Genomic DNA, 26193 nt, shown 5'->3' with positions numbered 1-26193 from the left:
CACAAGCTCCATAGTGATCAGCCGTTACTGTATTTTACAGCTATGGCTTTTTTGCTGTTTGTATTCAACATTACATGCAATTTTCTTGTCTGTTCATAGCTGCGATACTTTCTATCTTCGCTATTTTCTTTGCTATGACCAGGAGTGTTGTTGTATATACTAATTCCTGTACTGTCTATAGCAATTTCGATATCTTCCATATTATTTTCTGCAATCATTGATCTTAATATTGAGTTTCTTAAACCTTCTTGATGATTGTGAATAGCTGATAACTTGCAAATTTTTCCCAATTTGCTCAAGGTATCCTGCTATAAACCCAACTGTTTGCCTCAGGCCTATTCTAAATAAACAAGTTATTATGTGCACCAAAATTACAACTTTATCGCTATAAATATTGTTGCCACCTGGTATTTTTGGACCATTCTCGTACCACTTTTCTATGGCTTCGTTGATATAATGAAAAATATTTCCTCTTTTTTCTAGAAATTTGTTATATTCGCTATGGTTACTGACCCTCATTTTTTGTGGCATATTTTTTCTTTCAAGGTTAAATGGCTATTTTATAATGAATTTTGTCAGTAGCCACCAGATTTTTTCAGTTGCTATGCAACAAAGCCATTCCAGTGTCAAGCACTGGGATCTGGTAGACAATGTTCATACAGCAGCTACTCGGATGACACCTTGTGCTTGCTGGCTATAATTGCTAAGGATTTTTATTTAATTTAACTGCATCTTTTGCCTTATCCAATAACCCATTAATAAAACCTATTTCGCTTGGTTTATCAAGTAAATCAGATGCAATGTTAGTATATTCATTAATGACAACTGGAACTGGCGTATCACAATTAGCTAACTCACATATTGCAACACGCAAAATAGATAAGCTTATAAGATTTAACCGTGAAAGGGACCAACTTGGGTGTAAATAAGACTCTATTATTTTATCATATTCTTCACTGCTTTTTATAACCTTATATAACAAGTTTTCTAAGAACTGATGTTCAAATTCTTCACATTCAAATATATCTTTCAACTTATTTATGTAGTCCTTAAGCTCACAATTTTCCAGTTTAAAAGTGCTTTTGTTGTAACCTACGAAAATATTTGAATAAGCAATTTGTACAGCAAGAAATCTTGCCGTGCTTCTTTTTATGCGCCACTTTTTATCTACTGGTTTTTCCTCCATTATTTTAATTTATTGTGTAAATCTATCATACGCAAAACAGTTGAGGCTGCATGGCCACCAACGTTCTTTTTGTTTTTATCAGCTCTAACTAGTGCTTTATCTTTGCTGTCAGCGGTAATTACACCCATACCAAGGGGTATTGCATAATGCATAACAACCTCATTTAAGCCTTCAATTACTCCTTTACAAACATATTGATAATGATCGGTTTCACCGCGAATTACGCACCCAAGAGCTAAATAACCATCATAATTAGTATGCCCACTCTTGACTGCAAAAAGAATTGTAGCTGGTATCTCAAATGTACCAAGAACCTCAACTACATCGTAACTGGCATTACTGCCTTTTAATTTATCAATTGCACCTTCAAGCAAAAGGTTCGCTATTTCAGTATAATAAATCGAATTAACTATTAGTATTCTCGACATTTACTACCACTTTTTTTGTTAAAAACAACTTTATTAATGACTGTTGAATTAGAGTTATAATATTACTAAATATCCAATATATTACCAGGCCGGCAGGAAAAGAAGAAAAAATAAAGACAGAAATGTAAGGTAAAAACTTCATAACATTTACTTGAATATCATCTTTACTGGTTTGATCTTTCTCACTTAGCTTCTGCTGAATTATCATGGTGGCACCGAAAATTATAGGTAAAATGCCTATAGAAATAGGAAAGTTATAATTAAACAACCCAAATAATGTAAAGATGTTCGTTGGGTCAGGAGCTGAAAGATCCTTAATCCATAAAAAAAAAGGAGCATGCCTCATCTCTATAGTAACAAATAATACTTTATATAGAGCAAAAAATACCGGTATTTGTATTAGCATGGGAAAAATGCTCGACATTGGATTTACGTTGTTTCTCTTAAACAATGCAATTGTCTCTTTATGCTGCTTTAAGCTGTCATTTTTATACAACTCTTTTATACGAGTTAATTCAGGCTGCAGGCTTTTTACCTTAAACATCGAAATATATGATCTATTAGATAAGGAAAGCATCAAAAGTTTGATTACTAAAGTCAGCAATAATATTGCTAAGCCAAAATTTTTTAAAACGAAGTTAAAATATTCAAGCAGTAAAAACACTGGTTTAGTTATAAAGTAAAGAACACCAAAATCTACAGCTTTATCAAACAGGGGTATATTGAGAGTGTCCTTATAAGAATCCAGTAAATTCAACTTTTTTGCTCCAGCAAAAAAATAATTCACATTAGAAACGCTTGCACCAGGAAGTATGCTCTTGTAAGGTTTGACAAAATCTACTTGGAATTTATCAGTATTATTAACGTTTGTGTGTTTAATGCTTACATTTATTTTATCAGATTTTTCAGGTATGATGGCTGTGAGCCAGTATTTATCAGCAAAACCAAACCAATTTTTTTCACTCGTGCTTGCTTTTATTAAATGTTTTTTGGAAATATCCTTATATGTCCACTCCTCTAGTTTATTATCAAATGCACCCAGTACTCCTTCATGGGATATCCAATAAGATTCGTTGATATTGTCACGTTTACGGTTAATTTTACCATAAGGAACCAAAACTACATTATCCTTTGTATTATTTTCAACAACTTGCTCAACTTTAAACATGTAATTATCGTCGAGGTTAATTTTCATTCTAAATAAAATGCCATTCTCATTGTCCCAAGATAAATTGACCTCTTTTTGATTAAGTTTATCTGCTCGCCAGACTGCTTTAGAATCTGGAACTTTAATCTTGTTACTCGGATCGAGCCACCCAAATTCTGCAAAATATACATCTTTTGATTCTGCAGGTGACAGTAACACCACTTGTGGAGAAGAAGAACTCGGTTCTAAGTGGTAATTAGTTAAAATTAAGTCATCAAACCTTGCACCTTTCAGAGAAATTGATCCTTTAATCATGTTATTGGTTAAACTAACCCTCTGTTCTCGAGTAGAATTAATAATTTCAGAACGATTTTGGTGTATTATAGGAGCAAGGTCGTTAAAAGATTCGATATGTTCAATATTTTCAATCAATGGCTGATTTTGGTTTGTACTAAAAAAATTATCATAAATAATACGCCAAGACACCATGATTAACATGGAAAGGATAGCTGCCAAAATTAAACTTTTTGCTTCTGACATGAAATTAAATCAAACATATCTTCTTAAAGTGTATACTAAATATTGTACTAAAACAATGAAATTTACTTATTTTTAATAATAACTTTTAACGCTGATCTTTAAAATTTATTTTAATAGCTTCAAATTTTAACAATATGAACGCGGTGAAAAATCTAGTTATTTGGTTGCTAATAATAGCCACTACTGCAATGCTTATTGATTCACAAAGGGACAAACTAAGCGACAGATTTCTCAGTACTTTTTTACCATATAAAGGAAGAATTCAAAATAGCGGTCAGAATAGTGGAAGTATTGAATTTACGAAGTCATATGATGGACACTTTTATATTCAGGCTCAAGTCAATGATCGCAATATAACGTTTTTGCTTGATACTGGAGCAACCGATATTGTTCTATCACAAAAAGACGCATTACATGTTGGTATTAACTTACAAAATGTTCAGGATTTTAAAATATATGAAACTGCGAAAGGTCAAATAAAAGCTGGAGTGGTTCAAATACCTCAAGTTAAAATAGGAAATTTTTTGATTAATGATGTACAGGCAAGCGTTAACACTCATTCTATGTCTCATTCACTACTTGGAATGAGCTTTTTAAGGTATTTTCATTTCACTATAAGAGATAATAAGTTGATATTATACCGCGACTAAACACTTCTACAATCTACTTATCAAAGCTCTGTAGGTCAATATAGGAGCAGAAATAAATATTGCAGAACAAGTGCCAATCAAAATACCAAAAAAAATGATCAAGCTGAAGTCTCTCACTGCATCTGTGCAGATTAATACCAAAGGAAGAGCAGCAAGAAGGGTTGTACCAGAAGTTAATATAGTGCGAAATAATGTAGCGTTGATACTTGCATCTACTACCTCACTCATCCGCCCACTTTTACCACTCCTGCGATACTCTCGAATCCGATCATATATAATTACTGAGTTATTGATTGAATAACCAATGACAGTGAGGAGAGCTGCAACTGATGAAATATTAAACTCAATGCCAGTTAGGCTAATAAAACCAACAGTTAAAATCACGTCATGAATCAGTGCTGTTATTCCACTGAATCCACATTGCCAATTAAATCTAAACCAAACGTAAAAAAATATTCCAACAATCGCGATCAACATGGATAACATTCCTTCAAATATTTGTGTTGAGCTTATTTGTGGGCCAACATAGTCTATTTTACGATAGCTTATTGAGCTACCTAGCTTTTCTTCTAGTATGCTTTTTATCTTTTTGATTTTATCTTCATCTCCTTCATCTTTAAAACGCATGACTAAATTATCACCCGCTTTTGAACTCTGCACTGTAAAACCATTTTCTTTTAATGCATCGAGAATAGAGTGATTCTCATCTGAAGATTTTATCTCTATCAAAATTCCGCCTGCAAAGTCTATGCCTAAGTTCACTCCACGCAGTACAACAATGAGCATTGAAAAGATGATAAGAATAATGCTAACGAGTGCTGTCAAATTTCTATATTTACTAAACTTGATATTGAGGTTATCTGGAATGAGTCTAAGTGCCATGCTATTTACTTAAACTTGAATTTTATATACTTTTCAAAAAATTCACTAGTTTATTCTGTGATTGTTTGATTATGTCAATTTTTCCATCAGTTAATTCTTGTCTGTCAATTAAGTTCTATCTAGCTTGCATACTACCATTTTGAAGTACATTACAAAAGCGAAATACTGCCAATTTGGCCCATCATTTTATCTCTGCAAGCTTATCCCCCCCTTGCTATGTTAGCAACGCAACCTAAGCTAGGTTCCTTCATAGCAGTGTTAGGTACACTGCCATATCTTTCAAAACTTTCATGCTCTATAGCTTCCTCAACACTTTTTCCTCCTAAAAGACAGTTTTCCCCTAAACTTTTTCCCCTATTTTTTAACTCATTAAGCCTTGCTCTGTTTTCCCCATCAATCTCCACTTTTATTTTATTGCTGCCTTTCTCACTAGGACTTAGATAAATACTTATCTCTCCTACCTCAGTAGTAAAAGACATTTCAATACCACCTTTTGAGACATCCATGTAATTTCTTTTTCCCCCTATTTCTTCTACATTTTCAACTCTTACTATACTTTCTCCAATTTTGAGTATGCCAACTCTTAAATTTAAGTCTTTGGCTTTTTCATTGTTTAGGATTTCTGCAACTTCAACAATACTATCTTGCGAATATTCTATACAAAAATATCCATTATCCTTGTCTACTCCTAATACATTTTGAGTCTGCTTGCTTTTGTTTACAATACTTTCATATGCTAAATTATTAAGTCCTAAAATATTTTTATTCCTTTGACTTAAAATCTCTTTTTCTCTGTAAATACAATTTACATAATCATCGTACCTTTCTTTAGTAAATTTATTTAAAGTTGCACCCTCCGATATTACTTGTAATATCTTTTTCTCCTCTAGAAGTCTAGAATTCTCAGTAGAATCGACCCAATATAGTTCTTGTGTTGTATTAATTATACAGTCTACAAAGGACTCGCCGTCTCTATATGGAAAAGTGAACATAATTCTTTGTTCCAGTGCTTGGCTTATAACTTCATCAAGTCTCCCTTTCAACTCCTCAATATCATCTTCACATAGACCAACTTCATGTGAACTACTAAGGATTTTGTCCATTTCTTGCCAAATATTTTCATACTTCTCCCTTTCTGCTTTATTCAGTTCTATTTGGGCTAAAAAAAAAGAATCTTTTTTTCTTATTATGTTTGTGTTTTCATCATGAAAACTTAGATGACTGTAGCGTTCACCACAATCTGTATCATAATGACCAACATTATCATCACCACAGTCCGAACTATCTTCTGAGTTCCCATCACTATCTAACCAATTGTCAACTTTCGGAAATTCTGAGCTTTTCTGTTCACCTTCAAAAGTCTGATTACTACCACCAGCGCCCTTTGTCAAATTTTCTTTACTTTCACAAGAACCATCTGAACCATAGCCCTCATTCCCTTTTGGATCTGAATCATCTGGATTACAATCAGAAGTTATTTCTGTATCTTCAGAAATCTGTTGATTATCACTTTCACCTAACAAACCACCATTTGTTGGATTACATACATTTTCTGTATATTTTTGATTATTTTGTGCTTCTATTTTCCTCTTCTTGTACAACGGTTCAAACTGATCAATTTCAATCGATCGTACTCGTTTCCTTGAAGGAAAGTCCTCTGGAATCTGATCCTCATCGTCAGAATTGTGACCTGAATCACAAATTACATGATCATTGCAGGTAGAATTATGCTCTTGACTAATCAAGGAAAGCTGAATTAGATTGCTAAAAACAATACTATCTAGCTGTACTGAATCAGTACTTTCAAAAATTTGTGGATTATTACTTCCGTTTGGCAAATTACCTGATAAACCAGTCTGATGATTATTTTCACCTACCCAACCATCAGTTGGTGTTGGAATGCATATTCCTGTATATCTTTGGCTATCAAGAGAATCATTAGTTAATTGTACTGCTGTATAAGTTGTCCGGTCATCCTCATCATCGGAACTAATACCTGAATCATGGCCATCACCTTCTTCTGAATCTGAATCACCTGACCTATGATTATTACTGTTATCACTTGTACAAGAATCATCGGAGTGCTGTAGAGGAGTTTGTGCATTACTTTCAAGATTTTGACGCCAATCGCTGTCAGGCTCCCCAAAACCGAAAGCAGTGCGTATAGCTTTTTCCTTGTCTGATACCCCACCATTCATATTGTATAACCATTACTCACTAATCCCTTAGTGAATATCGTAATATATAGGTCTGTCAATAAAAAAATATAACTTTCTTTGGTTCTAACCTTTGCAAATCAGTATCTATAGCCCGGTAATTTCTCATATATTGCACTCTGGACCTAGGAGCGTTGTTAATAAATCCACGACAGCTAGACAACCTTCGCCCGTTTACTAGAAGGCAAAGCAGCAAGGAGCGAACCAAAAGCGATAAGAAAGGATCCAAACCAGATTATAGACATTCCAGGTTTATAGTGCACTTTGGCTGCGATTTTGCTCTTACTCTTATCAATCTCTCCAATTACAACATAAATATCAGAAAATAAATTGTGGTAGATACTGCTTTCAACATTTTTCTGACCTTCCACAAGGTAAAATCTATATTCAGGAGTTACTTCACCCAATATCTTGTTATTCAGCAAATTCCTGATATCCATTGTACCCCTCACTGCATGGAAATTTTTTTCTTTTATTAGCTCAATATTTCGTAAAGTAACTTTAAATTTATTGACTGTTATGCTATCCCCTATTTTTAAGTAATTTTCTTTTTTCTCCTGCCAACCAACTGAATAAGCTATACCAAGCACTAGAATTGCCACTCCAGCATGAGCTGCCATCATTGCATAGTAGGATTTAGAAACTTTTTTTGCTAATAAAATTGATTCGCTCTTAAATAAACGAATTCTTTTACTGTATGCTTCTAAAACAAAGATTAATAATGCTATGGAGATAGTAATTGATAGCACAATCATTAGCTCCATGTGAAAGATAAACGGCAAAATAGCTGCAGCACTGCAGAATGAAAATCTATATTCACGGAATATTGGCAATAGACTATTTCCCTGCCAACTACAGTATTGCCCGATCATGGTGAGCACTAGAATAGCTAGTGCAATAGGATTAAATAAAGAATTGTAATATGGTGCTCCAACTGAAATTAATTCACCGGTTAAATATTCGAGCACTGTAGGGTATAAAGTGCCAACGAACACAATGAAAAAGGCAGTGATGAATAATAAATTGTTCATCAGCATCATCGTAAGGCGTGAAAAGAATCTTCTACCCTCTGTCACTTGAGTAGCAGGTTTCTTTTCAGATTCCAGTGTCAAGCATTGGAATGACATCGCAGACGTGTGATTTTTTCTCGTAAATACTACAAATATTACTAAGCTACTGACTGTAATTACACCAAGTAGCGCTAATATATACAGTCCATACCTTGGGTCATCTGCAAACGTGTGCACTGAGGTAAGTATTCCTGAGCGAACTAGAAATGTTCCAGTCACACTCAATATAAAAGTTGTAAGCGTAAGTAAAATAGCAAAGTTCCTTAAAACATTGAAATTTCGCACCACAAGCAACAAATGTGTCAGCGCCACTGCAATTAGCCACGGCATCAAAGAAACGTTTTCCACTGGATCCCAAAACCAAAATCCACCCCACCCAAGTTCGCGATATGCCCACCAGCTACCTAAGCTGATGCCCAAAGTGAGCAGCGACCAAGAAATAAGTATCCAAGGCCTGACAATTTTAGCCCAAACATTTCCTTCAACTTTTGCAATTAATCCAGCTATAGAGAGCGAAAAAGGAACGCTAAATCCAAGGTACCCTAAATATAATATCGGTGGATGAATAGCAAGACCTATATCTTGCAATATCGGATTAAAACCAAGACCATCTTTTTCAACGCTTGGCATTTTAGTGAAGGGGCTGGATTCAAGTAAAGTGAACAGTAAAAAACAAAAGCAAATCAAGCCTTGGGTGATCAAGGATACTTTCTTCAATTTACTGTCGTTATCAGTAAAAATATCCATCAGAAATAGGTAAAAGGTAAGCACTAATGTCCAAAGCAACATGGACCCTTCTTTATTTCCCCAAACACCACAAATCTTATAGATCAAAGGTTTTGTTGTGTGTGAGTGGTAATATACGTTTTCGAGTGAGAAATCATTTGTAATGTGGCAGTAGATCAAAATAGCCATTGATGTTGATACACAAAAAAACATGGCAGTGGTAATAAACCAACAAGAACTAAGCGGTAAAAACAAATATGTCAAAGACAATAAGCAGGCTAGCAATAGCAATATATTCCCAAGTTCAGGCATAAAAAATTATAGTTTTTATATAAACAATATTACTGATGACAAGTTAGAAGTTAAAGTGTTAATTGATGCTAGCATAATGCTCCCGTAGTTAGCTGTGCTAGTATTAATTAAAAATTAAATATTAAATCTTTATACTTTTATAGATAGCGTTAATATTGAGGTAACATTGTGGGTACAACTAAGATTAGTAAATTTCCATTCAATATAAAAGGTAAAGTGGCAAAACAACATGCCGAACCAATAATCGAAAAAAATCTCTATACTATTTTAGGATTCAAAGATATAGAAGATTTTGAAAATAAGACAAGTAAGCTTGTTAATAAAAAAGTTTGGCAATCATTTGTTGACTGCTTTGCAAAAGAAATAGATTATGCAGCAACCGAAAAAGTTGTAAAAAGCATCGTTTGTAACATTGCAAAGAGTGATCGCGGTGATGCTTTTACCAAAACTGAACATCTCATATTAAATGAAAAACAAGATAATAAAAAGAGAGAAAAAGCGATTAGAAAAGCTATTAGTATTTTGAGAAAAATCAATCCAGAAAAAGCCTTTAATGAACTTTCAGTAATAAAAAAACAAGCTGAAGATTTTTTACAAACCGATTTTTGTAAAGCACAGAGTAAATCACTTCAAGGATTTGCTCCCTCTGGTGGACAGCTCTTTGCGGAAACTCTGAAATATATAGAAACACTAGAAAGATTATCCGAAGTAAAAAAAGAAGGGCTAGTTAAAGATTTCTTGTTAAATCATGTTAGTTCATTGAATAAAAAGTATCCTAAATCACAAGGTAAAAGGGAAGATGCTATAACAATACTATCAAGTGATGAGTTGAAGAATTTTTACAATAAAGGTGTAGAAGAAGGAATGTTACAACCAATGGCATCTTACAAAGGATGCAGAAACCTGTATGACAAAATGAACCAGATAAAAAATGAATCCAAAAGTATAATTAAAAGAGAAGAACGGGAAGAAAATTTAAAGAAAATAGATAAGTCGATAATCAGCGCAATTAATGACATAAAAAAACATAGAGAAGCAATCCTTAACTGTAAAGACTTTCAAAATTCTTACATAAAAGAGAAAAAAGAACATCCATTTAGAGGCAACGCATGTCAAAAAATGATTGATATATATCAAGAGAGAATTGTTGGATATCAGGAGAAAATTCGTCAAAACTTAAACCAAATAAAAGCGATATTAAAAAGTGCGCCGCAAGAAATGGATGATGTGGAAGAATTCGAGGAAATAATTGATGATATACATGAAGCAAAGCAGTGTGATGAAATTTTTGATTCAGCTTTAATTTGTTTATCGAACATACAGAATGAGCTAGATATTCAGCTGGAAAATCCTTCAACAGAACTCAGAGCTTCACACATTAACGTTAAAACTGAGCTAACTAGGTTATAAGAACCAAATCTTTAGGATAATGAAAGCACTTTAATTCAAGACAGCTCTTAGTCTGTGTTTTAATTTGGTTGTGTTTTATTAAAAAAACTTTAGATTTATTTTATAATCGATACTCAAATATAATGACTCAAACTTGGGATTTGTTGCAAACAGGGCAAAAGGAAGGCTATAAAATTGCGTATACTAATGCTCGTATTATCGACCCGGAAACTAAACTTGATATAAAAGGTTCATTATTGACTGAAGGGGATAAAATTGTTGACTTTGGTGAATCATTATTTTCAACAAGTGGAGTTGATGAAACAATAGACTGTAAAGGGCTTGTTCTAATGCCAGGCCTTATTGACATTCACGTACATTTTCGTGAACCAGGCCAGGAACATAAAGAAACTATATATACAGGTAGCAAATCTGCAGCTGCAGGAGGCGTTACAACTGTAGTTTGTCAGCCAAACACTGTTCCAGCAATTGATAGCGTTGTTTTGGCTAAATATTTGAAATATAGAGCATTTGAAACTTCGCATGTGAATGTTGAATTTTACGCTAAAATCACCACTTCGGAAGAACACCTGACTGAAATGGCACTTTTAAAGGAAGCAGGTGCGGTTGGGTTCACTGATGATGGCATGCCAGTTATGAACCCAATGATTATGAGACAGGCGCTGCTTTATTCAAGTATGCTGGGTGTTCCTATTGCTCAACATGCAGAAGATTTAAATTTATCAGCAGGTGGTGCAATCAACGAAGGTAAAATTTCTGAAGAATTGGGAGTAAAGGGGATCTTAAGTGCGTCAGAATCGGTTATGGTAAGTCGCGATATACTGCTCATGAAAGATATGGAGAATGTGCACTACCATATTCTACATGTCTCTTCAAAAGATTCACTTGATGCTATTAAACGTGCAAAAGATTTGGGATTAAATGTTACGTGCGAAGTAACCCCTCATCACTTCACTTTGACTGAAGATATAGTAAAACAACATGGGGCAATTGCAAAAATGAACCCGCCACTTCGCACTGAAGAAGATCGTTTAGCTATGGTTGAAGGTTTAAAGACAGGTGTGATTGATTGCATTGCAACCGATCATGCTCCGCATGATCGTAGTTCTAAAGATCTGCCACTTGAAAATGCTGCATTTGGTATTGTTGGTCTTGAAACAATGCTGCCCCTTTCACTTGAACTCTATCACAGTGGGCAAATGGGTCTACTTGATGTGCTCGCAAAATTGACATATAAGCCTGCAGATATAATACACATACCACGTGGTCGTATACAAAAAAACCTTGCTGCAGACTTAATTTTAGTTGACCTCAATCATGAATGGGAAATTAAAACTGACAACTTTGCTAGTAAATCAAAGAATTCTCCTTTCGATGGTCGCAAAGTAAAAGGACACGTAGTACGTACTGTTGTGTCCGGCAAAACTATATACTCGCAGAAGAGTTAGTTATCATATCTTATCTATTCCAATTTGTTATCACCAGAATGGGCTAAGTGCACCTAAATTTAAATTAAGAAATCTTACACTGTCTCCGAATAAACACATCCTCTTATCTTTCCCTAATCTGTAAAGTTATTTTGTCTATCAATCTGATTCCAAAACAGCAAAATTATTGTATAATGTTACTTTGAAGTTTTATTTTCAATGCACAAGTTTGCAATACTTTTTTCTATACTGCTTGCAATAGTTGCTTACTACCTAAACAATGAAATCATATTTGAAATAGCAAAGCTATTTAGTGATATCTTTATCAGCTTGCTCAAATTAATAAGCTTACCTCTGGTTTTTTTATCCATAGTTTCCACAATTTCCGGGCTCAAAGACTCAATTGAAATCAAAGTCTTAGTTAAGAAAACACTATTTTATACTCTGCTTACAACTATTATAGCTGCGTTTGTTGCATTATCGTTTTATTTGTTAATAGATCCAGCAAGAAAAAATTTCATAAGTAATACAATAGGGAGTATTAACAGCAATAACCACAGTTATTTTTCATATTTAAAATCACTCATTCCTTCTAATTTTGTGCAAGTTTTTCTTGAAAATAATATGATTGGTAGCATATTAATCGCTTTTTTGATGGGTGGAGCTATTGTTTCACTTTCAAAAGAAAAGCAGGATATATTACATCAAATATTCTCTGCACTTTTTGATACGCTACTTAAAATTGCTCAGGGGTTACTAAAATTCATTCCGCTTGCTGTGTGGTCCTTTATCACATGTTTTTTGCATGAATTAAAAGGCGGTAGTGAGTTCTACAATCTTTTATGGTATTTTGTTTGCATAATGTCTGCAAATTTTGTGCAGGCATTTCTGATTTTACCGCTATTTATGTGGTATAAAGGCATATCACCAATTCAAACGCTGAAAGGGGTTATGCCAGCACTCACACTTGCGTTTTTTTCTAAATCATCCAGTGCAACATTGCCAACAACTATAGAATGTGTGCAGAACAAGCTAAAGGTGCCAAAGAAATTATCGTCTTTTATTTTACCAATATGCACAACAATTAACATGAATGCATGTGCTGCATTTATACTAATCACTGTAATGTTTGTTGCAGAAATGAACGGATACGTATTTTCCTTAAGCGAAATGTTGATATGGATTTTTTTAGCTACAGGGGCTGCAATTGGTAACGCTGGAGTGCCGATGGGGTGCTATTTTATGGCAACCAGTTATCTCATGTCGATGAATGTTCCTCTGCATATTATGGGACTGATTTTGCCTATTTATACAATCATCGATATGTTTGAAACTGCAATAAATGTGTGGTCTGATGTTTGTATCACTCAGATAATTAATAAAGAATGTAATAGTGAAACTTAAAAAATGATATTAGACGAAAATAACCTAATAATAAAAGAATTTAAAGAAGCAGAAGCAATTTTGCATGGGCATTTTGTTTTATCATCCGGGCTGCATAGTGACACATACATACAGTGTGCGAAGATTTTTGAAAATCCAAGCAGAGCCATGAAAGTTTGCGCATTATTAGCAGATAAAATAAAAAAAGAATTAAATAGCTCCATAGATTTAATATTATCTCCTGCAATTGGTGGAATAATTGTGGGTTATGAGATTGGCAGGCAGCTTGGAATAAAGACAATGTTTTGCGAGCGCGTTAATGGTAAGTTTGAATTACGCCGTGGATTTAAGATCAAAAAGGGTGAGAAAATATTGCTCATTGAAGATGTAATAACCACAGGTAAATCTTCACTTGAAGCAGTGGAATGTGCAGAAGGGGAAGGAGGTAAAGTTGTTGCTGAAGCTTCTTTGATAAAGAGAAATAGTGAAACGAAACTGCCTTTTCCTGTCATATCTTTGATTGAACTGAACATCAAAAACTACAGCGAGGAAGAACTTCCAAGTGAATTAAAACAACTACCCATAACAAAACCTGGGAGTAGGGAATATTTAACAAAGTAATCCTATAATATCTTGGAAACACAGCATTTATACACAGCTTTAGTTATTTACTCCAAGTGTATTTTATGTATACTTATTACTAAATTAATTTTGAAATGATAGAAAATGAACGAATTTAAATCGATCCGAAATATAGCAATAATCGCACACGTTGACCACGGTAAAACTACTTTACTTGATAACATGTTAAAACAAAGTGGCACATTCCGCGAGAATCAAGAAGTTCAAGAACGAGTGATGGATAGTGGTGATCAAGAGCGTGAACGCGGAATTACAATACTTGCAAAATGTACATCAATAATGTGGGGCGATGAAAAGATCAATATTATTGACACGCCAGGGCACGCGGACTTTGGTGGGGAAGTGGAAAGGGTATTGTGCATGGCAGATGGTGTGTTGCTGCTGGTTGACGCTGCAGAAGGTCCCATGCCACAAACAAAATTTGTGCTCTCAAAAGCACTAAAAGCAAATTTGAAGCCAATTGTGATAATCAATAAGGTCGACCGACCAGACAGCAGAATTGATGAAGTATTAAATGAAATATATGAGTTATTTTTTAACCTTGATGCAACCAACGAGCAGCTAGATTTTCCAGTGTTGTATGCTTCAGGTAGAAATGGCTGGTGTGCTAAGGAGCTTTCTGATGAAAGAAAAGATTTAAGCCCATTATTTTCAACGGTTATAGATTATATAAAACCTTCTGTTTATAATCAAAATGCACCTTTTGCTATGTTGGTCACTCTACTTGAGTCTGATAAGTTTCTTGGCAGAATATTGACAGGAAAGGTTTATCAGGGCATTGCAAAAGTCAATTCAGATCTTAAGGTGCTTGACCTCGATGGCAAAGTAATTGAACGAGGAAGATTAACTAAGTTGCTCTCATTTTCTGGCTTGAAACGCATTCCAGTAGAACAAGCTGTGGCGGGAGACATAATTGCAATTGCAGGACTTGAGGAAGCTTCGGTTTCAGATACTATAGCAGCACCAGAAGTTACAACTGCAGTAAGCTCAACTCCAGTTGATCCGCCAACAATGGCGATTACTCTGAGCGTTAACGATTCACCTTTTGCTGGGCAAGAAGGTACAAAGCTTACCTCAACTGCTATAAAGGATCGCTTATACGCGGAGGCAGAAACAAATGTTGCAATTACTGTGACTTTGGCACCAAGCGGTGAAGCATTTGAAGTAGGTGGGCGTGGTGAGTTACAGCTTGGAGTGTTAATTGAAAATATGAGGAGAGAAGGTTTTGAGCTTTCGGTATCACGCCCTCGCGTGTTATTTAAAGAAGAAGGCGGTAAAAAACTTGAACCTATAGAGGAAGTAGTAATTGATGTAGATGATGAATATAGTGGAATCATCATGGAAAAACTCAGCTTCCGTAAAGGTGAAGTAACTGACATGAGACCTTCTGGTAATGGCAGGACAAGATTAACGTTTTTAGTGCCATCAAGAGGATTAATCGGTTATCAAGGAGAGTTTTTAACTGATTCTCGTGGCACAGGCATAATTAACCGTTTATTTCACAGTTATGCTCCACATAGAGGTCCAATTTCTGGAAGGCGCAATGGAGTTTTAATTTCTACAGATAAGGGTGAGGCTGTGGCATATGCAATTTTCAATTTGCAAGACAGGGGAATTATGTTTATTAAGCCACAGGATAAGGTATATTGTGGCATGGTTGTCGGCCAGCATAGCCGTGACAATGATTTGGAGATAAATGTGTTAAAGGGTAAGCAATTAACAAACGTAAGAGCTTCAGGTAGTGATGAAGCTATAAAGCTCACTCCACCAAAGATAATGACACTGGAGGATATGATAGCGTATATAGATGATGATGAATTGGTGGAAGTAACTCCAAAATCTATACGTTTACGCAAGAAATTCCTTGATCCAAATGAACGTAAGCGTGCAGGAAGGGCAAAGAATAAGGAGTAATCAGAGGTTGAACATTTGCGAAAAATAGTGTATAATTATTCGTCTCCTAATTGTATTTAATTATGGCCTTTTCGAAATTTCTCGATCCAAAAAACAATTTCGCGTTCAAGAGAATATTTGGCACTGAGAAAAATAAAGATATTCTCATTCACTTTCTCAATGATATATTGGGCTTCGCTGGCAAAGATGAAATAGAAGAAATAGAATTTCTCAGCACTATCATGGATGCTGAGATTGCCTCTAAAAAACAAAGTATTGTTGATGTTTTCTGTACTGATTCTGCTGGAACCCAGCTAATTATTGAAATGGTGCGACCTGAAAGTCTTCGGTCATATTGTTTAAAAGGAGAGGAATTCCTTCAGAAAGAAACTAAAAGAGTTCTAAAACTTATTAAACCAGATGTTTTGCCATCTGAGTCTACGCATCAGTGCGAATCGGGTAACCGGTTGGTGCCAAGCGATGCGGACAATGAACCTCCTCTTGAAAAAGAAGATGCTCAATCGTGAAAGGAGCATAAACTACAAGCATCATGTGGTTGGAGAGCTAGGCTTAGTGGTATGGTGAACGTAAGTGAAGCTTCATAAGTATCGTAACGATTAAAGAGCTAAAGATGCTGATAAGCTCCGACCAAAAGGTAATGTGACATTTTTCATTTCTGGATGTACGCAAATCACCGGTATAGAGAAGTCACCTAACCCACTGTTGTATGACAGAAGGAACAGGGTAAGCCTGTATTTCCGCCTATATGGCAAGCAAACCGCAAGGAACGCTGATGAAAATGCAGGTAAAGGATAATGGAGAAAGCGAATGCCATTTTGTAACGAAATGTATAGAATTTGTAACATTAATTCGCGTGAAAACGAGCAGATTTCCATTTGGTCCCTCGTGACAAGAAACTTTGTTAACCACTTGAGGTAGAGAAGCAGATGACCTTACCCACAGAAATGATGAAGAAATTAGGAATATTTTTTACAAAAAGGACAATACTAACAAAAGAACTTTATTCTATTTAAAATATAAAGTTACAATAAATTTTCCTGTCATCTCCAAATAAATTACATTAACTTAGTATTGTATATTGTTAATAACTTAAATAATACAACCATTTTCAGCAACAAAAACCAAAGGTCTTGAGATACAAGATATTTGTATGGTTACTATGATAGTTCCTTTTTTAAGAAAGTTTTAAATTTCATACTTAACAATAAGCAACTTTAGGTTTAAATTTATGAAATCAGTTGTTATATACATCAGCAAATACGAATTTAACTGGTGTTATGGACTTAAATAAATTTACCGAAAAAGCAAAAAGTCTAATTCAAAGTGCTCAGATGAAAGCGTTGGGAGCTGGGCATCAGATTTTTATGCCTGAGCATTTACTAAAAGTGATGCTTGAAGATGAATCAGGTTTAGTTCAGGATTTGATAAACGCTTGTGGTGGAAATGTGCAGAGTATTTCCGATGCTGTGGATAGTGCAATAAAAAAGTTGCCAGTAATTGAAGGTCCAGGAAGTGGTGGCCTTCAACTTTCAAGAGAAATAGCAAAAGTTTTTGAAGATTCAATTGGTATTGCAAAGAGAAATAAAGATTCATTTGTTGCTGTCGAGCGTTTACTGCAGGGCCTCACTGCACAAAAAGATGATACTGTAGGCAAAATTCTGGCAGAGAATGGTGTGACTCCACAAAAACTGAACTCAGTTGTTGCAGAAATGAGAAAGGGCAGCAGTGCGGACTCGCCAAACAGTGAGGAAAAATTAAACGCGGCAAAGAAATATACAAAAGATGTTACAGAGCTTGCTATGCAAGGAAAGCTTGATCCTGTAATTGGTCGTGATGAAGAGATCAGAAGAACTATGCAGGTATCACTGAGGCGGACAAAAAATAATCCAGTGCTGATCGGTGAACCTGGTGTTGGAAAAACTGCAATAGTTGAGGGGCTTGCAAATAGAATTGTTGCAAACGATGTACCACTTGGTTTGCATGATGCAAAAGTCTTAGCTTTGGATCTTGGTGCATTAATCGCTGGAACGAAGTTTAGAGGAGAATTTGAAGAAAGGTTAAAAGCAGTTATTAATGAGCTTTCGAAAGCGGAGGGAAAAGTTATCTTGTTTATAGATGAGCTTCATACTTTAGTTGGAGCAGGAGCAACAAGTGGTGCAATGGATGCCTCGAATCTGCTGAAGCCTGCTCTTGCGCGTGGAGAAATTCGCTGTATAGGAGCCACAACTTTAGATGAATATCGTCAGCATATAGAAAAAGATCCTGCGCTTGCAAGGCGTTTCCAGCCTGTGTTTATTTCTCAACCAACTGAAACTGATACCATTTCAATACTCAGGGGTTTGAAGGAAAGATATGAGGTGCATCATGGTATAAGAATTACAGACGGTGCAATAATTGCTGCTGCAACGTTATCCAATAGATATATAACAGATAGGTTTTTACCTGATAAAGCAATTGATTTGATTGATGAAGCAGCAAGTAGGGTGAGAATTGAAATGGATAGCAAGCCTGAAGTTATTGATGAACTTGAGAGAAAGGTTATACAGCTAAAGATTGAAGCAGAGGCTCTAAAAAAAGAAAGTGATGAAAATTCTAAACAGCGTTTAAAAAAGATAAATGAAGAGATCGAAAATCTAAACAGTAAATTTGCTGACTTGAACAGCAAATGGCAGATGGAAAAGAATAAAATAGCTAGAATACAAGAAACAGCCGAAAAATTAGATAACGCTAGAAAAGAGTTGGAATTAGTTCAGCGTAGTGGGAATTTGGGAAGGGCAGGAGAGCTGATGTATGGTGTGATCCCTCAGCTTGAGAATGAATTAAAAAATCAGGAAAAGGTTACTGATAGTTTCTTAAAGAAAGAAGTGACTGGAGATGATATTGCAAACATTGTTTCAAAGTGGACGGGAATTCCAGTTGATAATATGATGCATAGTGAAAAGGAAAAACTCCTTAACATGGAGAATGAAATAGGAAGAAGAGTAATAGGGCAGAAAGATGCAATAGAAGCGATAAGTAATGCAGTTAGGCGCTCCCGCTCTGGGGTGCAAGATACCAACAAGCCTTTTGGTTCATTTTTATTTTTAGGTCCAACTGGAGTTGGTAAAACCGAACTTGCGAAAGCCTTAGCTGAATTTCTGTTTGACGATCAATCAGCGCTTTTGCGTTTTGATATGTCAGAATATATGGAAAAACATTCTGTTTCAAAGTTAATTGGCGCGCCTCCAGGGTATGTTGGCTATGAGCAGGGTGGCAGATTAACCGAAGCAGTAAGAAGAAGGCCATATCAGGTTATTCTGTTTGATGAAATAGAGAAGGCAAATCCAGATATATTTAATCTATTGCTGCAAATCTTGGATGAGGGGAGACTCACTGATAGTCATGGCAAATTAATTGATTTTCGCAATACCATACTGATTTTAACTTCTAACCTTGGTGCTGAGATAATGCTAAAGGGGATTGCTGAGTCTGTAAAAGATGAGGTGATGCAAATAGTTAAATCAGCATTTCGTCCAGAATTTTTAAACAGGCTGGATGAAATTATTATATTCCACAGTTTAACCAGAGATGACATCTATAAAATTATAGATGTTCAATTTTCTTATTTACAAAAAACACTTGCTAAGCGTAAACTGAGTATAAGTTTGTCACAGGAAGCTAAAGAACTAATAGCACAAACTGGCTATGACCCTGAATATGGAGCAAGGCCCCTAAAAAGGGTTATACAAGAGTGTATTCAAAATAATTTAGCTAAATTAGTTTTATCAGGGGAAGTAGTAGAAAATGATGAACTAATAGTGTACGCTCTTGATAATGAAATCTTAGTTAAAAAGGTTTAAGTTCACTGTGTATTTTTGTTAAAAAAAATGTGTATAGATCATAATGTTGACACTGAGTCTTTATTTAAGTTAGCTGATCAAGAAAATCAGCAAGATAAAGAAAAAATTAAAAAATTTATTAAGTATTTTTATAGTTTTGTTTATAAAAGCGACCTAAAAGCTAACGATAAGTTTTTGCTATATATTGTAAACGATGCTTACAATTTTGTTTCTCAAAAAGAGAAAGATGAAAGTAAGTTAGTAGTAAGCAATATAGATGATATACCAGGAATAGAAGGCGATTTTACCACGATTAAGATAACAAACGATGATATGCCATTTTTGGTTGACTCTGTGATTGCAACTATTAAGTCGCACGATTTAACCATATGCTATTACAGCAACAGCATAATTAACATTAAAAGAAAAGATGGCCTAATAGACGAGATTTACTCTTTGGAAGAAAGCAATGGAGTCAAAGAGTCAGTCATATATGTAATTATCAAAGGTATAAGTGACAGCTTTGTTGATACATTAAAAGAATCTCTACAGAAAACGCTGAAAGCGGTTAATTGCGTTGTGAAAGATTGGCACTTAATGCTCAAGAAACTTGATGAGGCAAGTCTTTCTGTCATCCCAGCTGGGATCCAGGAAAAGGACACGTGGATTCCAGTGTCACGCACTGGAATGACACCAGACCGAAATCAAGAGCAAAAAGATTTTCTAGTTTGGTTAAAGAATAATAACTTCGTATTTCTAGGTTATCAAGAATATATTGCTGGTAAAGATGAAAAACTCATCTGTGATAGCAAAAAGGACCTTGGCCTGATGAGAGTAGGTCAAAGTACGTTGATTCCTTCTGCAAACCTTGATTCCCCATACATATTGAGATCAGATCTAATCTCAATAGTCCATCGGCGTACATACATGAATTGTATAGGAGTAAAAGAATTTGATGACCAGGGTAATGTGGTAAAGGAACGGCGTTTTTTCGGGCTATTTACTTCTGTAGCGGAGGTCCAAGATATTCGAACTATTCCAATAATAAGAGATAAAGTTAAAGTTATAGAAAAAAACGCAGGATTTGTAACCGGGGGCCACAACAATAAAGCTTTGATTTCTATTTTGCAAGTATTCTCTTGTGATGAATTATTCCAATCAAATGAAGACGAATTATTTAAAATTTGCATTTCGATCATGTCTCTTGCGATTAGACCAAGGGTCAGATTATTTTTAAGAAGAGTAGGGGATTTTATTAGTTGCATAGTGCTGATACCGATGCGTTATGCTAGCGCTAGGCTAATGTTCAAGATACGTGACATATTGAAGGATGAGACAAGTGCAGGAAGTTCAGATATTTATAACAATCACATTATCAATGAATATGATTTAATGAAATTGCATGTAGTGCTAAAGACCAAAAATGCTAGCGTTCTTGATGATGAAGTTTTGCGTATCGAAAACAAATTAAGAAACATTACAGAAAAGTGGGAAGATCGTTTTATAGACAATTTATATAATACTTTTAGCACTGTTGAGGATATATTCATCCGTTATTGCAAGGCATTTCCAATAAGCTATCAAGAGAGTTTCGAACCTCATGACGCATATTACGATATGAAAAAATTGGAGATAGTGAGGAAAAAAAGAGTTAGCGAGGTCGATTTAAGACTTACTCGTGACAATCTTAATTATCAATTAAAGGTTTACACTTCGAGCAATGGAGGTCTTGAATTATCGAAGATATTAAGAATTACTAAGAATTTGGGAGCTAAGATTCTATCTCATAATGGCTATTACATAGAAATTAACGGCGGAATATGGATACACCATTTTGTGTTGTCAAGAGTCGATGAATTAATAGACAACATTACTCTAAAAGAGCAATTTGAAATAACACTTGCGAAAGTGTTTAGCAAGGAAATTAAAAATGACTATTTCAATAGTTTGATCATTATTGCTGGGCTCAAGTGGAAAGAAGTGCTTCTGGTTAGAGCGTTAAGTGCTTACCTAAAGCAGACGTCATTTAACTACAATCCAGAATATATCCAAAAGGTAGTCTCAGAGCATCCAAAAATAGTAAAGTATTTGATACAACTATTTCATGCAAGATTTGATCCTAACATAGACATTGATAGAGCAGAAACTACGGACATTGTCAGAGAAAAAATTGAGGAACTTCTAAAAGAGATCAGCAATGTTTCACATGATTACGTTTTGCGCTCGATATTTAACTTGATAATGGCTATTTTAAGGACCAGTTATTATCAAGATAATAAACCCTACTTATCCATAAAATTTGACTCAAGTAAAGTGAATGGTTTGCCTGATCCTCGTCCGTATCGTGAATTATATATTTATTCAAACCTTTTTGAGGGAATACATCTAAGAGGAGGGAAATTAGCCCGTGGTGGCTTAAGGTGGTCGGATAGGACGGAAGATTTTCGCACTGAAGTTTTGGGGCTCATGAAAGCTCAGATGACAAAAAATGCGGTTATTGTCCCTGTTGGCGCAAAGGGTGGGTTTGTAATTAAGCAAGTTTATAAAGACAAAGATACTTTAAGAGAGAAAAGTGTTGAGTGCTATAAGAGTTTTATTAGAGGAATGCTTGATATTACTGATAACGTGGTTGATGGTGAAATAATTCCACCAGAGAATGTGATTAGGTATGATGAAGACGATCCATACTTGGTAGTTGCAGCAGATAAAGGCACTGCTTCATTTTCTGATTATGCCAACCAGATAGCCTCTGAATACAATTTTTGGCTTGGCGATGCATTTGCATCTGGTGGATCAGCAGGTTATGATCACAAAAAAATGGGTATTACAGCCAAAGGTGCATGGATTGCAGCACAGAGGCATTTTTGGAAAATGAATAAGGATATTTACCAGGATGCAACTGTTATTGGAATTGGGGATATGGCTGGCGACTTATTTGGAAATGGTATGCTGCTTTCAAAAAATATACATTTAATCGGCGCATTTAACCATATGCATATTTTTGTTGACCCAAACCCTGATGCAAAAAAGAGTTTCACAGAGCGTAAACGTCTCTTTGAGTTACCATTTTCAACTTGGATGGATTATAATAAAGATTTGATTTCTAAGGGTGGAGGAGTATTTGAGCGTAGCAGTAAGCAAGTAAACATTTCTCAAGAAATAAAAAAGTGCTTTGATATAACAGAAGATATGCTACCTCCAAGTGATTTGATTAGATATCTATTGAAAGCAAAAGTGGACTTCATATGGAATGGAGGAATCGGCACGTTTGTTAAGGCAAAGAGTGAAAATCATAGCATGGTCGGTGACAAAGCAAACGATGAGTTAAGAGTGAATGGTAAAGATATTAGAGCTTCTATGTTTATAGAGGGTGGAAATCTTGGTTGTACACAGTTTGGAAGAATAGAATATGCTGAAAAAGGTGGATATATCAATGCAGACTTTGTTGATAATTCAGCCGGAGTGATATGTTCGGACCTTGAAGTTAACATTAAGATTGCATTTGTTTCAGCTATGAAAGCAGGGGGTATTTCTTTAGAAAAAAGGAATGAAATACTGGCAAGTATGGTGGATGAAGTTGCATCCAAAGTGCTTGAGAACCACAACAAAATTGAAACAAAAGCATTACTTCTTGAGTGTTTGCAAGCTAAAGAGAGATTGGAGCAGCACCACAGGTTACTGCTCAGTTTAGAAAAATCTGGGCTGTTAAACCGAAGCGTAGAATTTCTTCCAACTGAAGAAGAGATAGCAAGGATGTTAACTGGTGCAGAAGGTTTCAGTTCTCCTCAGCTCTCTGTTCTAATGTCTTATGCTAGAACAGCAATAAAAAATAAAATTATACATTCCGATCTGCCTGAAAAAGATCTTATATCTAATGACTACTTGCTAGGTTATTTTCCTAAAAAGATGTTAACAGAGTTTAAGGATTTCATATTAAAACACCAACTTCGTAGAGAAATTATCTCCACTTGCATTGCAAATGATGTTGTAAATAGGATGGGCTGTATATTTATTAATAATTTAGTTGAGAATACTGGAATTAAGGTACACGAAGCAGTTAACATATATATCGTTGTTAACCACCTATATGATTTAAATAACCTGTGGCAGAAAATTGATGAATTGGATGGAAAAATTGATATTAACTCATACTTGCAAATAGTGAGAAATGTGCAGAAATTTATTGGCAGAGTATCGTTTTGGTTAGTAAAAAATCTTAGCTTTGTAGAATTGGATGATGTTACAAAATTTAAAGATGCAATTGAAACTTTAGGCCATGATGTTTTAGATGAACACCTGTTAAAGGTCTATAATCATGGATACACTTCTTTAGTGGAACTTAATATAGATAAAGATCTAGCAAAAAAAATTGCTGACCTGTGCGTTCTTACTTATGCACTGGATATTATATCTGTTGCTGAACAGACATCTTTGTCCATTCTTGATGCTGGTAAAATATACTTTGAGTTAAAGTCGCTGTTAAGATTCGATCTGATTAGAACAATTGCCATCAAGATGAAAAGCCGCTCTTCTTATTGGGATCGCAGCTTAGTTAATGATTTATTGGACGATTTAAGCAATTACCATCACAAGCTAGCTGTTAAAGTCATAAAAGCTACTGATAACCCCGAAGATAAGGTTCAAACCTGGGCTTGTAATGATAAGGACTACATAGAACGTTATAATAGTTTTTTAGATGAGATGGTTGCTTCTAAACTTGATTTAAGCAAATTAATATTTATAATCAGAAGGATTAAAGTACTTGCTTCATAGGAAAATGTTCAATATAGGTCTTTCAGAAATTTTAGTTGTAGCTTTAGTGAGCATAATTGTTCTTGATAAAAATAAGGTACCTGTATTTATTGATTTTATTAAGACTATATATAGGTATTTTATAATTGCAAAGTCAAAAGCCAAAAGGTTATTGAAGGATGCCGGAATTGAAGACTTATATAAAGAGTGTAATACTGAGAAAGTAAATTACATAGTTGGTAAAAATGGTAAGCTTTATCCTACTTACGATATAGATAATACATCTAAAGATAATGACAGCGAAGATTCTGGTAGTAGATGATGTACTATCTAATGTCAAGCTTTTAGAAGCTCGACTAAAAGCAGAGTACTATACGGTTATCGTAGCTCATGATGGTGAAGAAGCTATAGATTTAGTAGCAAAGCAACAGCCTGATATTATATTACTTGATATCATGATGCCAAAGATGAATGGCTTTCAAGTTTGTAAGGAGCTAAAAAGTGATCCCTTGACAACCCATATTCCAATAATTATGGTAACTGCACTGCATGACACTCATGATAGAGTGCAAGGTATTAATGCTGGCGCGGATGATTTTCTGACTAAACCAATAAACGAAACTGCTTTATCTGCACGAATTAAGTCTCTCACGCGCTTAAAAATGATTATAGATGAATTGCGTTTAAGAGGAGAAACCAACGCTGAGATTGGCGGAGTAGCAGGAAACAGTATTATGGATTATTCCAATCAGATTTTTGATGCTAACATACTTGTTGTAGATGAGGATGTTCATCAAGCAGAGCAAATATATAATCTACTAAAGCAACGCTTTAGGTCAATTAAAATACTGAGTGATCCAATAGAGGCATTAAAGGTTGGTATTAAGGATAATTACGACTTGATCATTTCTGATATGCAGTTTTCAAAAACTGACGGCTTGCGTTTGTGTTCTGGGTTTCGTAGTAAGGTGGAAACACGTTATACACCAATTCTAATTCTTTCTGAGGATTATGATAAAAACAATTTAGTAAAAGCACTTGATGTAGGTGCTAATGATTATTTAACAGTACCTTTGGATGAGGGTGAGTTAATAGCAAGGGTTAATTCGCAAGTGAAACGCAAAAGATATCAAGATGCCTTGAGAATGAATTTATTTAATAATGCGGAAATGTCTATAAAGGACCCATTAACTAACTGTTATAATAGAAGATATTTTGATGCACACTTAAGAAACATTGTTAAGGACTCTGTGGAAAAGGATAGAAGGTTGTCTCTTATGATACTTGATATAGACTATTTTAAGATAGTGAATGACAGTTTTGGGCATAGTGCTGGAGATGAACTTTTAAAGCAAATACAGAAAAGAATTTCTGAAAATATCAGAGTGACAGATTTACTAGCTAGGTTTGGTGGTGAGGAGTTTGTTGTTGTAATGCCAGATACCAATGTATCAGATGCGTATACTATTGCGGAGAGAATACGAAAAATTATTGCTAAAGAACCTTTTGTACTTGCGGATAAAAATACAACCCATAATGTAACTGTGAGCATTGGAATTGCAGAAATGCAAGGATCTGACTTTGATGATATTAAAAAATTTATAGTACGTGCCGACAAATATTTATATAAAGCAAAAAACAGTGGTAGAAATAGAGTGGTTACTGGCTATAGCTAAAGTGGCTTAAGTTT

General features: G+C 34.9%; 19 protein-coding genes and 1 pseudogene. 12 read left to right on the top strand and 8 right to left on the bottom strand.

Translation table 11 applies throughout. From position 1 onward, the window contains the following. Positions 1 to 17: 17 nt before the first annotated feature. The 5 genes from AAGD66_RS04010 to yidC form a co-directional block, all read right to left on the bottom strand. Positions 18 to 200 (bottom strand): transposase, encoded by a 183-nt coding sequence (locus AAGD66_RS04010; RefSeq protein ID WP_167347183.1) that lies wholly within the window; start codon positions 198 to 200, stop codon positions 18 to 20. 1 nt (position 201) lies between these two features. After that, positions 202 to 531, bottom strand: a complete 330-nt coding sequence (locus AAGD66_RS04005) for a transposase (RefSeq protein ID WP_007548762.1) — start codon at positions 529 to 531, stop codon at positions 202 to 204. A 172-nt stretch (positions 532 to 703) separates the two neighbouring features. Continuing rightward, positions 704 to 1186, bottom strand: a complete 483-nt coding sequence (gene nusB / locus AAGD66_RS04000) for a transcription antitermination factor NusB (protein WP_007549265.1) — start codon at positions 1184 to 1186, stop codon at positions 704 to 706. Then, positions 1186 to 1614 carry a 6,7-dimethyl-8-ribityllumazine synthase gene (locus AAGD66_RS03995; protein WP_264723741.1) on the bottom strand — a complete coding sequence of 143 codons (429 nt, stop codon included), beginning with the start codon at positions 1612 to 1614 and terminating at the stop codon, positions 1186 to 1188. The genes nusB and AAGD66_RS03995 overlap by 1 nt, the downstream gene beginning before the upstream one ends. Then, the gene (gene yidC, locus AAGD66_RS03990; RefSeq protein ID WP_264723739.1) at positions 1592 to 3301 is read right to left on the bottom strand and encodes a membrane protein insertase YidC; all 1710 of its coding nucleotides are present in this window, start codon (positions 3299 to 3301) and stop codon (positions 1592 to 1594) included. Before yidC ends, AAGD66_RS03995 begins: the two co-directional genes overlap by 23 nt. A 134-nt stretch (positions 3302 to 3435) precedes the next feature. Between yidC and AAGD66_RS03985 the strand changes: the two genes are divergently transcribed. Beyond that, positions 3436 to 3951, top strand: a complete 516-nt coding sequence (locus tag AAGD66_RS03985) for a TIGR02281 family clan AA aspartic protease (RefSeq protein WP_006279648.1) — start codon at positions 3436 to 3438, stop codon at positions 3949 to 3951. 6 nt (positions 3952 to 3957) lie between these two features. Here the strand turns inward: AAGD66_RS03985 and secF are convergent, their stop codons facing one another. The 3 genes from secF to AAGD66_RS03970 form a co-directional block, all read right to left on the bottom strand. After that, positions 3958 to 4833, bottom strand: coding sequence for a protein translocase subunit SecF (secF, locus tag AAGD66_RS03980; RefSeq protein WP_264339180.1), 876 nt, complete (start codon positions 4831 to 4833; stop codon positions 3958 to 3960). Positions 4834 to 5033: 200 nt separating this feature from the next. After that, positions 5034 to 7031 carry a hypothetical protein gene (locus tag AAGD66_RS03975; RefSeq protein ID WP_341814425.1) on the bottom strand — a complete coding sequence of 666 codons (1998 nt, stop codon included), beginning with the start codon at positions 7029 to 7031 and terminating at the stop codon, positions 5034 to 5036. 173 nt (positions 7032 to 7204) lie between these two features. Next, positions 7205 to 9034, bottom strand: coding sequence for a heme lyase CcmF/NrfE family subunit (locus AAGD66_RS03970; protein WP_265024672.1), 1830 nt, complete (start codon positions 9032 to 9034; stop codon positions 7205 to 7207). 22 nt (positions 9035 to 9056) lie between these two features. On the opposite strand from AAGD66_RS03970, the gene AAGD66_RS03965 reads away from it, so the two are divergent. The 11 genes and pseudogenes from AAGD66_RS03965 to AAGD66_RS03915 all read left to right on the top strand — a co-directional run bounded on the left by AAGD66_RS03965 (position 9057) and on the right by AAGD66_RS03915 (position 26179). Beyond that, complete coding sequence (locus tag AAGD66_RS03965; protein ID WP_264723734.1) at positions 9057 to 9245, top strand: hypothetical protein; 189 nt, start codon at positions 9057 to 9059, stop codon at positions 9243 to 9245. Between the two features lie 80 nt (positions 9246 to 9325). Beyond that, a complete protein-coding gene (locus AAGD66_RS03960) occupies positions 9326 to 10567 on the top strand; it encodes a hypothetical protein (protein WP_341814424.1) in 1242 nt (413 codons plus the stop codon). 122 nt (positions 10568 to 10689) lie between these two features. Then, positions 10690 to 12015: a dihydroorotase gene (locus AAGD66_RS03955; RefSeq protein ID WP_155968756.1), complete on the top strand. Its 1326-nt coding sequence runs from the start codon at positions 10690 to 10692 to the stop codon at positions 12013 to 12015. 198 nt (positions 12016 to 12213) lie between these two features. Then, positions 12214 to 13398, top strand: a complete 1185-nt coding sequence (locus AAGD66_RS03950; protein WP_155968759.1) for a dicarboxylate/amino acid:cation symporter — start codon at positions 12214 to 12216, stop codon at positions 13396 to 13398. Positions 13399 to 13401: 3 nt separating this feature from the next. Next, entirely contained in the window at positions 13402 to 13998 is a 597-nt protein-coding gene (pyrE, locus tag AAGD66_RS03945; RefSeq protein WP_006279657.1) for an orotate phosphoribosyltransferase, read from the top strand. A 105-nt stretch (positions 13999 to 14103) separates the two neighbouring features. Continuing rightward, a complete protein-coding gene (typA, locus tag AAGD66_RS03940) occupies positions 14104 to 15933 on the top strand; it encodes a translational GTPase TypA (protein WP_010962447.1) in 1830 nt (609 codons plus the stop codon). Between the two features lie 62 nt (positions 15934 to 15995). Continuing rightward, positions 15996 to 16241: pseudogene (locus AAGD66_RS03935) on the top strand (PD-(D/E)XK nuclease family transposase); the annotation flags it as partial. Between the two features lie 969 nt (positions 16242 to 17210). Continuing rightward, entirely contained in the window at positions 17211 to 19772 is a 2562-nt protein-coding gene (clpB, locus tag AAGD66_RS03930; protein ID WP_264724263.1) for an ATP-dependent chaperone ClpB, read from the top strand. A 27-nt stretch (positions 19773 to 19799) separates the two neighbouring features. Beyond that, a complete protein-coding gene (locus AAGD66_RS03925; RefSeq protein ID WP_265041245.1) occupies positions 19800 to 24524 on the top strand; it encodes an NAD-glutamate dehydrogenase in 4725 nt (1574 codons plus the stop codon). A 4-nt stretch (positions 24525 to 24528) separates the two neighbouring features. Beyond that, positions 24529 to 24825 (top strand): hypothetical protein, encoded by a 297-nt coding sequence (locus AAGD66_RS03920; RefSeq protein WP_151807733.1) that lies wholly within the window; start codon positions 24529 to 24531, stop codon positions 24823 to 24825. Continuing rightward, entirely contained in the window at positions 24797 to 26179 is a 1383-nt protein-coding gene (locus AAGD66_RS03915; RefSeq protein ID WP_264723731.1) for a PleD family two-component system response regulator, read from the top strand. The genes AAGD66_RS03920 and AAGD66_RS03915 overlap by 29 nt, the downstream gene beginning before the upstream one ends. Positions 26180 to 26193 lie beyond the last annotated feature (14 nt).

The sequence above is a fragment of the Wolbachia endosymbiont (group A) of Dendrolimus pini genome (genome assembly GCF_964026835.1).
Taxonomy (GTDB): domain Bacteria; phylum Pseudomonadota; class Alphaproteobacteria; order Rickettsiales; family Anaplasmataceae; genus Wolbachia; species Wolbachia pipientis.
The sequence above is the reverse complement of the archived record's forward strand: the minus strand, read 5'-3'. Positions and strand labels throughout refer to the sequence as shown.